Source organism: Arthrobacter sp. NamB2, from assembly GCF_005281365.1.
GTDB lineage: Bacteria > Actinomycetota > Actinomycetes > Actinomycetales > Micrococcaceae > Arthrobacter_D.
The window spans coordinates 208,002-214,001 of the sequence record NZ_SZWI01000007.1 but is presented as its reverse complement, the minus strand read 5'-3'; the positions used below and the strand labels follow the sequence as shown (position 1 = coordinate 214,001).

5 protein-coding genes and 1 pseudogene are annotated in these 6,000 nt (G+C 68.2%); 1 reads left to right on the top strand and 5 read right to left on the bottom strand.

Annotated features, from left to right (window positions below; all coding sequences use genetic code 11):
* Positions 1-562 (top strand): annotated as a pseudogene (locus FDK12_RS13335) (pyridine nucleotide-disulfide oxidoreductase); the annotation flags it as partial.
* A gap of 18 nt (positions 563-580) precedes the next feature.
* Here the strand turns inward: FDK12_RS13335 and FDK12_RS13330 are convergent.
* The 5 genes from FDK12_RS13330 to FDK12_RS13310 all read right to left on the bottom strand — a co-directional run bounded on the left by FDK12_RS13330 (position 581) and on the right by FDK12_RS13310 (position 5,863).
* A complete protein-coding gene (locus FDK12_RS13330) occupies positions 581-1,900 on the bottom strand; it encodes a ribonuclease D (RefSeq protein WP_137370000.1) in 1,320 nt (439 codons plus the stop codon).
* 74 nt (positions 1,901-1,974) lie between these two features.
* Entirely contained in the window at positions 1,975-2,601 is a 627-nt protein-coding gene (locus tag FDK12_RS13325) for a DUF3000 domain-containing protein (protein WP_137370013.1), read from the bottom strand.
* A gap of 76 nt (positions 2,602-2,677) precedes the next feature.
* On the bottom strand, positions 2,678-3,778 hold the full coding sequence (locus FDK12_RS13320) for a threonine aldolase family protein (protein ID WP_137370012.1): 1,101 nt from the start codon (positions 3,776-3,778) through the stop codon (positions 2,678-2,680).
* A gap of 19 nt (positions 3,779-3,797) precedes the next feature.
* Positions 3,798-4,502, bottom strand: a complete 705-nt coding sequence (locus FDK12_RS13315; RefSeq protein ID WP_137369999.1) for an SDR family NAD(P)-dependent oxidoreductase — start codon at positions 4,500-4,502, stop codon at positions 3,798-3,800.
* The gene (locus tag FDK12_RS13310; protein WP_137369998.1) at positions 4,499-5,863 is read right to left on the bottom strand and encodes a DUF6421 family protein; all 1,365 of its coding nucleotides are present in this window, start codon (positions 5,861-5,863) and stop codon (positions 4,499-4,501) included. Before FDK12_RS13310 ends, FDK12_RS13315 begins: the two co-directional genes overlap by 4 nt.
* Positions 5,864-6,000: the final 137 nt, after the last annotated feature.

Below are 6,000 nucleotides of genomic sequence, written 5' to 3'. Positions count from 1 at the left end.
ACCCGGCAAGGTCGCCGGCATGAAGTTCGAGCGCACCGAGCTGACGGGTGACGGCAATGTCCGGGGAACCGGCGAGATCATCGACTACCCCGTCCAGGCCGTGTACCGGGCCATCGGCTACTTCGGCTCGCCGCTGCACGATCTCGAGTTCGACCATGCACGGGGAACCATCCCCAACGTGGCAGGCCGGGTACTGGATGCGGATGGCGCGCCGATACCAGGGCTGTACACCACGGGGTGGATCAAGCGCGGCCCCGTGGGCCTCATCGGGCACACCAAGGGCGATGCACTCGAGACCATCGGCTGCGTCCTCGCCGATCTCCCGGCGACGGAGGGCCGACCGTCCCGTGACGAGGACCTGGAGGTGCTCCTCAGAGCCCGCGGGGTGGAGTACACCACCTGGGAGGGGTGGCTGGCCCTGGACGCGCACGAGAGAATTCTCGGTGAAAACGCCGTGTCGGTCGTGGACGGTCAGCAGGTGGTACGCGAGCGCATCAAAGTAGTGCCGCGTGAGGAGATGGTGCACCTCAGCGGGCAGATCGGTCTCCCACACGCCACGTGATCCGGTATCACCAGGGCGTCACTGCCCCGGGTCGGTGTCCCCGCTGACCTGCTGCCCCTTGCTGGGCAGCGGATCGGGGTCGAGGAAAGCGACCGTGATGATCGCGGCGACCTGTTCGATCTGCCAGGGCCTGGCGCCGAGTTCCGCGAGCGCAGCCGATACCGATTCGAGGGAGATCTCCGCGGGCGGGCGCCAGGAGATCCTGCGGAGGTAGTCGGGCGTCAGCAGGTTCTCGATCGGCATGCCGAGCTTCTCCGCGCGCTGTGCGACGCGGGGCCGCGCCGTCTGCAGTCTCGCAGCGGCCTCAGGATCCTTCTCGGCCCAGATACGCGGCGGAGGAGGGGCGTTCGTCGGCACGTGCAGTGGCGGGAGGTCCGTCAGCTTCCGCGCCTCGCTGATGCACTTGAGCCAGCGGGGCGCCTCCTTCTGTGCGGCTCGCCCATGGAATCCCTTGGTGGCCAGCAGTTGGGGAACGGTACTCGGCATGGCCTTCGCGGCGGCGATGATCGCAGAATCCGGAATGAGGCGACCGGGTGCGACGTCGCGGCGCTGCGCGAGGTCCTCCCGCTCCAGCCACATCTGCCGGACGGCTGCCAGCTGCCGGCGGTCGCGCAGTTGGTGCAGCCCGGACGTGCGCCGCCACGGATCGATCCGGGGCTCCGCAGGAGGAGTCCGGCGGATGTGCTCGAACTCCTCCAGGGCGAAGTCCAGCTTGCCGTCCTGCTGCAGGAGGTCCGACAGCTTGTCCCTGAGCTCGGCCAGGACCTCGACGTCGAGCGCCGCATAGCGGAGCCAGGGTTCGGGCAGGGGCCGCTTGGACCAGTCCGCGGCCGAGTGCTCCTTGGCCAGGGTGAAGCCGAGCTGGGATTCGATGACCGCCGCGAGCCCTACGCGAGGGAGGCCCGCGAGCCGGGCGGCGAGTTCCGTGTCGAACAGCCTGTCCGGCCACATGCCGAGTTCGGAGAGGCAGGGGAGGTCCTGGCTGGCGGCGTGGAGGATCCATTCGACGCCGTCGAGGGCATCGTCGATCACGCGCAGGTCGTCGAACGGTTCGGGATCGATGAGCCAGGTTCCGGCTCCTTCTCGACGGATCTGCACGAGGAAGGCCCGTTGCCCGTACCGGAACCCCGAGGCCCTCTCCGCGTCGACGCCGGCGGGTCCCGTTCCTGCCGCGAGTGCCGCCGCGGCACGTTCGAGGCCGGCCGGGGTGTCGATGACGAGCGGGACGCCGTCGCGCGGCTCGGTCAGCAGGGGAAGGGCTTCGGGGGCGCCGCCGTCGATGACGGCGGGCACGGACGCGTCTGTACTGTCCGTCTGCTCGGACGTGTGGGAACTCATGGTGTTTTCAGTCTATCCCCGCGCGAACGTGGGTCCGGGAAACGACCAGGGGAGTGCGGGCCGCCTCCGGCCCGTCAGGACCGGCGGTGGGGCAGGTGCGCCACGCCGGCCGGAAGGGGCGGTAGTCCGGCGAAGGTGCACACCATCTCCGACCAGGCTTCCAGGTGTCGACGGACGTCGGCGGTGTCGGGCGTCCAGGACGCCCTGAGTTCGATGTCGATCGTGTCGGCACGGTCCTCGAGGGTGCCATAGCTCTCTGACAGGATCCTCGTCGTCGTGCCGCCCGTACTGTGGTGGCGCGCGCCGTGGTTCTCGAGTGCCTCCACGAGCCAGGTCCAGGCGACCGAACCGAGGAGGGCGTCGTTGCCCATGTCCGGTTCGAGCTGCGCGCGGATGTAGGTCACGATGCGGAACCTGCCGTTCCAGACCTCGGATCCGGCAGGATCGTAGAGGAGGATGAAGCGGCCTGTCGCGAGTTCCTCCGGCTCGGGCGGAGGGATGAGGTTGCGTGCCGGTCCGTGGAGCGGCGGAGGCGTGACGGGTGTGGTCTCGAAGACCTCCGCGCCGAGTGCGACCGCGAAGGGCGCGAGCCGCGCGGGGGCCGGGATCTCCTCGAGCCGGATCTCACTGCGACGCGCTGCCTTCCTCAAACCGGAGAGGGCGTCGAGGAATTCGGCAGGAAGCTGCGATACGCCGCCGATTGCACTCACCCCAGCAGGTTACGCCCGGAGCGCGCACGTCGGGTTGCGACGCGCCGTCGCGACAATACGGCCGCTGCTACTCGGGAGCAGATTCACGCGTCGTATCCGGCCCGGCCGCGGCCTCCGTGCGGATCACCTCGATGAAGGCGTCGACGTCCTCCTCCGTCGTGTCGAACGAGCACATCCAGCGCACCTCGCCCGTCGACTGGTCCCAGTCGTAGAACCTGAAGCTCTCCCGGATGCGGTCCGCTGCGCCCGGCGGCAGGATCGCGAAGACGGCGTTCGCCGTCGTCTCCTGGGTGAGGGTCACTCCCTTGATGCCCCGGACGCCTTCCGTCAGGCGCGCGGCCATCGCATTCGCGTGCGACGCCGAGCGAATCCACAGGTCCCCTTCGAGCAGGGCGATGAGCTGCGCCGAGACGAAGCGCATCTTGGAGGCGAGCTGCATGTTCAACTTGCGCAGGTAGTCCAGTCCCGTGGATGCCTCCTGGTTCAGGACGACGACGCATTCGCCGAACATGAGGCCGTTCTTGGTACCGCCGAAGGACAGGATGTCCACTCCGGCATCCCGGGTGAAGGCCCTCAGGGGCTGTCCCAGCGCCGCTGCGGCATTCGCAAGTCGCGCGCCGTCCATGTGCACCCGCATGCCTCGGGCGTGGCAGTGGTCGGCGATGGCCTTGATCTCTGCGACCGAGTAGAGAGTGCCGAGCTCCGTGGTCTGGGTGATCGAGACCGCCAAGGGCTGGGCGCGGTGCTGGTCGCCCCAACCCCACGCCTCCTTGTCGATCAATTCCGGCGTGAGTTTGCCGTCCGGTGTCGCCACGGGCAGCAGCTTCATGCCGCCGACCCTCTCGGGTGCCGCGTTCTCGTCCACGTTGATGTGGGCGGTCCGGGGGCAGATGACGGCTCCCCAGCGAGGCAGGATGGACTGCAGCGAGAGCACATTGGCGCCGGTGCCATTGAACACCGGGTAGATCGAGATGCCCTCACCGAAGTGCTGCTCCATCACCTCCTGCAGCCGCGCTGTGTACTGGTCCTCGCCGTAGGCGACCTGATGTCCCTCGTTCGCGGCCGCCAGGGCCATGAGCACTTCGGGGTGCACGCCCGAGTAGTTGTCGGATGCGAAGCTGCGCTGGGTGCGATCGTGCAGGGGCGCGGGCGCTGCTGCCGGAATCATGGTGTCGGTCACGGTTCCATTATCCCCGAACAGCATCGATGCGAGCTCCGTTGACCTCTGCGGCCGGCGAATCCGGAAGGGACGCGAGGATCGCGGCGAGGTCATCCACATGCGTGAAGCCGGGAAAGGCCCGGTCGGGCCGCTGTTTCCTCATCTCGTCGTCCAGAAGCGCCTTGACGACGACGGCGGTTGCGGCAGCCGAGGTACCGTCCTTGGCGAAACCGTCGGCAACGGCCCGGAGCCAGGCGTCGACCGACGCTTTCACCGCCGCATAGGACGCGTTCCCCGCGGTCGGGGCCGCGACCGCCGTCGCGGAGACCGCCGCAAGCCGTCCGGCGCGCTCCGCCAGCTGGTCGTAGAACGCACGCGAGGTGTTGAACAGCGTCAGGAACACCGACCGGTGGAGGATGGCGTAGTCAGCCGTCGACTGCGTGGTGATTCCCTTGCCCCCACGCCAGCCGCCGACGAGGTGGAAGAGCGCATCGGCACCCTGATGGTCCACCCGGATCTCGTCGGCGAGCGCGCCCACGGCGTCCTCACTCGTCAGGTCGCACACGCGGCGAACTACGCCGTCGTGTGCGGGGAACGCCGTCGCCAGGCGTCCCGCATCGGAACCGACGGCGACGACGGTGAACCCGTCGGCGAGCAGCCGTCGCGTGAGGGCCACGCCAGACGCGCTGGTCGCGCCCGCGACGACGGCGGTGCGGCTGCCGTCAGTGCTCACGCCGCGTCCGCCGTGATGCCGGCCGTCGACTCGATGATCGGCTTCATCTTGCGCTCCAGGGCTTCGAAGAACATCGAGAGCGGGAATTCGTCGTCGAGGACGGCGTCCGTGAGGGCGCGCGGGGGACCCATCAGCTCGAGGGCGTCCGGGCCCTTCGCCCACACGGAGGCCGGGTGCGGGGTGACGGTGGCGGCGACGAGTTCGTAGGCGGCGAGCCAGTGGGCGATCTTCGGCCTGTCGATGGACCGCCAGTACAGCTGCTCGATCTGCTCCCCGAGGGCGACGACGACTGCCGCTGCCTCGTCCCAGTCGATGGCGAGCTTCGTGTCGGTCCAGTGGAGGACACGGTGCTGGTGCATCCAGGCGAACAGGAGCTGCCCCCCGAGCCCGTCGTAGTTCCGCACGCGGTTCCCGGTGATGCTGAAGCGGAAGATGCGGTCGAAGATGACGGCGTACTGCACGAGCTTCGCGTGCCTGCGGGCCTCGGGGGACGCGTCGTCGTCGTTCTCAATCCGCACGGACTCGCGGAAGGCCGTGAGGTCGCAGCGCAGTTCCTCCAGCGAGTACAGGAAGAACGGCATGCGCTGCTTGATCATGAACGGGTCGAAGGGGAGGTCCCCGCGCATATGGGTGCGATCGTGGATGAGGTCCCACATCACGAAGGTCTCTTCCGCGAGCTGCTGGTCATCGAGAAGTTCCAGCGCGTCCTCGGGCAGGTCGAGCCGTGTGATCTCCGCTGCCGCTGTGACCACCCGGCGGAAGCGGGCTGCTTCACGGTCGGCGAAGATCGCGCCCCAGGTGAAGGTCGGCGTCCGGCTGACGGCGACCGTCTCCGGGAAGAGGACGGCGGAGTTCGTGTTGTAACCCTCGGTGAAGTCGAGGAAGCGGATGGGCACGAACAGCGCGTTGGAGTAGTCGCCGGCCTCCAGCTCCGCTATGAATTCCGGCCAGAGAACCTCGATGAGCACGGCTTCGACGAGCCGGTTGGTGCTGCCGTTCTGCGTGTACATGGGGAAGACCACCAGGTGCTGCAGGCCGTCGATCCGATCGAGCTGCGGCTGGAAGGCCACCAGGGGTTCGAGGAAGTCGGGGACGGCGAACCCTCCTGCACGCCAGGCCTCGAAAGCGGTGACGGTGCGGTCGAGGTACTCGGCGTCGTGCGGAAAGAGGGGGGCGAGCTCCTGTATCGCCGACGTGATCGTGGCTGTCTGCTGGGCGGCGGACGCGTGATGCTCAGGGTCGGGGATGGAGCCGTCCTTGACCTGCAGGAGGCGCAGCTCCTGCACCGCCGCCTTCAGGGCGTGCCAGGCGGCGCTGTCCTGGGGCGTGTCATGAATCGGTGCGAGGGGAGTGACGGTCATGGCTCCTGCTTTCCCTGGGTTAGAACGACGTTCCGTTGTTGCCGCGAGCCTAGCAACAGGTGCAGCGTGCCTTACAGTGAACGCCTCTCAAATAAAGCAAAGCTTATGCTCGCTCGTGCTCTCCTCGCCGGCAGGAC